Below are 2,825 nucleotides of genomic sequence, written 5' to 3' on the forward strand. Positions count from 1 at the left end.
CAAAATGCAAAGCACAAATCGTGAAAAGCAATGACATAAAAAGAAGTATAATTTTAAAAATTAATTATATCGCTTGTTATATTTCTTTTAAATCATCAACACCTCAACATTTTAAAGCAATAAAAAAAGCCGAGTCAAACTCGGCTTTAAGATTAAATATGAAATTATTTGTTCACATCTTTCATTTCAATTTTTTTCGCATCGGGCGTTACTTCTCGTGCTTCACCATCAATAATACTCGAGTCACGGTAGCCTGAACCACCCTGCTGTTGTTGCATTTCTTGCATCTGACGCATGATGTCTGCAAATGGGTTTTGACCTTGAGCACTACCGCCCATGCCATTCATATCTCCCATCATACCGCCCATCATTTTTTCCATCATCGTTTGTTGACGCTTCATCATCACTTTCATCAATGCGCCTGTCATGGCTTTTTGCACCGCAGGGATAAGTAAAAGCACAGCTAGCACGTCCGTTAGCAAACCAGGAATCAATAAAAGAAAACCTGCAATAATTTTAGGTAGATTACTGGTTAGTGCAGGATCACCGCTCATCTGCCCTGTTTGCATTTGCTGCATTTGTGGCATTAAACCTGCTGAGTACTTGCGAATCAGGCTCATGCCAATAAAGAAAGCAGCAATAAACCAGAAGAATACGTACCACATACTACCAACGAGGTCGCCCACGCCAATCCATACGAAAACTTCGAGAATGACACCAGCCAATATAAAAAGAAATAATTTCATGAAAATTAATCTAATCTCAACAAAATGAATAAGGTGCAATGATCAACTGCTCAATCTACATCAAGCTTTTTTCATCCGCTTATGTAACAATATGGGCATATATTTTTTTTTAAAGGGCTTGCATGTCATTAATTATTGGTATTGACCCCGGTTCTCGCCTCACAGGCTACGGTATTATTCAAAAAGAAGGTCAAAAACTAATTTTTGTCGATGCTGGCACCATTCGTACTGAAACAGCTGAAATGCCTGAGCGTCTAAAGCGTATTTTTGCAGGGATTGATCGTATTGTAAAATTTCATGGTCCAACTGAAGCTGCTGTTGAACAAGTCTTTATGGCACAAAACCCTGACTCTGCACTGAAGCTCGGGCAAGCACGTGGTGCCGCAATTGCTGCACTAGTAAACCTAGACTTACAAGTTGCCGAATACACAGCCCGTCAAATTAAACAGTCTGTGGTCGGTTACGGTGCTGCAGATAAAGAACAAGTACAAATGATGGTGATGAAACTTTTAAACCTAAGCATCAAACCACAGCAAGATGCCGCCGATGCGCTTGCTGCTGCCATCTGTCATGCGCATGCTTCGGGCAGTATGACCAAACTTGCTGTACTCAATGCTTTAGGTGGCATGGCACGTGGACGCAGCCGTAGTAGCTCTCGTCGACGCTAATGAATTAAGTGACATAGCCTTTAAAGTCTTTACGCATTTCACGTACTGAAGGTGCTTTGGGATAGGTGGCGATCAGCATTCTTCCTGAAGTGCGCAAATTTTTCTTTTGAGTAGGGTCAATACGGATAAAGACCAACTCTTCTGGTTCATTGCGATGGTTGATCTCACAAATCATAATGGTGTAATTTTTTTCAATCACTTTATAACGACTAAATGCCTGTTGCACAATTTGCTTAAAGTTTTTTTGCCCACCTGTTGGTGCAAGTTGAGTGTAAATCACCAAAAGTATACATGCACCAACCACCAAGGCGACCAGTAAGTATTTATCCATTCTTCCCCCATTTTTATTTTTGAATTCAATAGTTTCTATTCAAATGATAGAAACATCATAAGATTGACCAATAAAATATGCAAAAAAGATCACCAAAAGTTTCATACGAGAATAAGATTAAATCAATCATTTACGTCCTATTCAGGAGGCACTTTTCTAAAGCTTGAATATTTGCAGAAATTAATTCTTTTCTCCAAATTAATTCAATCTGGATGCGTCCTAATGCTGAATCTATATAATGTACGGACAATAAATCTTGATTTGGAAAAGTATCTAACATCGTTTTAGGAATAATCGCAATCCCCATGCCCGCGGCTACACCACCTAGAATTGCGTGATAGGATGCAACCTCAGCTATCCTTTTTGGTGTGATATTAAAGGACTGATACCAGTTTAAAAGTCGATCCCGATAAGAACAACCCTCTTTAAATGCAAGAATAGTTGCACTTTCAGCATCTGACGGCATTAAAATTTTAGGATGCCCCTTAGGCGCAATAATTATAAGTTCTTCATCATAAATGAGCGAACGATTCAACAGTGGATTTTGAGGAGCATCTCCAATTAGAACAACATCTAACTCGCCATCCAGTAAAGATTGATATAAACCATCGCGTATACCTGTAACCAGTTCCAATTCAATTGCAGGATAAATCGAATATAACTGAGCTAGTGGTGCGGGTAATCTTGTTGCCGCCATACTTTCCAATGCCCCCACTCGTAAAGGCCCACTAGGCTGATCAGCTTTGATTGTATTTTCAGCTTCATACGCCAGTGCTACGATTTGCTTTGCATATTGATAGAGTAATAATGCTTTGGGTGTCGCAACTAAACTTTTTTTCTCTCGAATAAAAAGTGACACTCCCAAATACTCCTCAAGCTGTTGTAAGCGAATAGTAATTGCGGGAGGTACTCGGTTTAACTTTTTGGCTGCACCAGTAATACTTCCAGTTTCAATAGGCTTTGTTGCATAAACATTCAAAAGCTGAGTTCTCCCCAATCCATTCAAATTTAAGACACAACTTGGGTGCGAGGTCTACCTAATTCCGTAAATCTATTCAGAACTGCCACACGCGCATGAAT

General features: G+C 39.6%; 4 protein-coding genes. 1 reads left to right on the forward strand and 3 read right to left on the reverse strand.

Features of this window, described 5'->3' with window-relative positions:
• Nucleotides 1-164: 164 nt before the first annotated feature.
• The gene (locus GBI16_RS17830; RefSeq protein WP_110975842.1) at nt 165-746 is read right to left on the reverse strand and encodes an FxsA family protein; all 582 of its coding nucleotides are present in this window, start codon (nt 744-746) and stop codon (nt 165-167) included.
• Nucleotides 747-868: 122 nt separating this feature from the next.
• Between GBI16_RS17830 and ruvC the strand changes: the two genes are divergently transcribed.
• Nucleotides 869-1,414, forward strand: coding sequence for a crossover junction endodeoxyribonuclease RuvC (gene ruvC, locus GBI16_RS17835; RefSeq protein WP_086210186.1), 546 nt, complete (start codon nt 869-871; stop codon nt 1,412-1,414).
• Between the two features lie 4 nt (nt 1,415-1,418).
• Here the strand turns inward: ruvC and GBI16_RS17840 are convergent, their stop codons facing one another.
• The gene (locus GBI16_RS17840; protein ID WP_151707591.1) at nt 1,419-1,745 is read right to left on the reverse strand and encodes a hypothetical protein; all 327 of its coding nucleotides are present in this window, start codon (nt 1,743-1,745) and stop codon (nt 1,419-1,421) included.
• Between the two features lie 130 nt (nt 1,746-1,875).
• Nucleotides 1,876-2,724 carry a LysR family transcriptional regulator gene (locus GBI16_RS17845; protein ID WP_151707592.1) on the reverse strand — a complete coding sequence of 283 codons (849 nt, stop codon included), beginning with the start codon at nt 2,722-2,724 and terminating at the stop codon, nt 1,876-1,878.
• Between the last annotated feature and the right edge of the window lie 101 nt (nt 2,725-2,825).

Origin of the sequence: Acinetobacter sp. TUM15064, assembly GCF_008980265.1 — a bacterium.
Lineage (GTDB): Bacteria > Pseudomonadota > Gammaproteobacteria > Pseudomonadales > Moraxellaceae > Acinetobacter.

Bases quoted from the DNA above. Each gene is read 5' to 3' on its own strand.
- GBI16_RS17830 (WP_110975842.1), bottom strand. From the start codon at position 746: ATGAAATTATTTCTTTTTATATTGGCTGGTGTCATTCTCGAAGTTTTC.
- ruvC (WP_086210186.1), top strand. From the start codon at position 869: ATGTCATTAATTATTGGTATTGACCCCGGTTCTCGCCTCACAGGCTAC.
- GBI16_RS17840 (WP_151707591.1), bottom strand. From the start codon at position 1,745: ATGGATAAATACTTACTGGTCGCCTTGGTGGTTGGTGCATGTATACTT.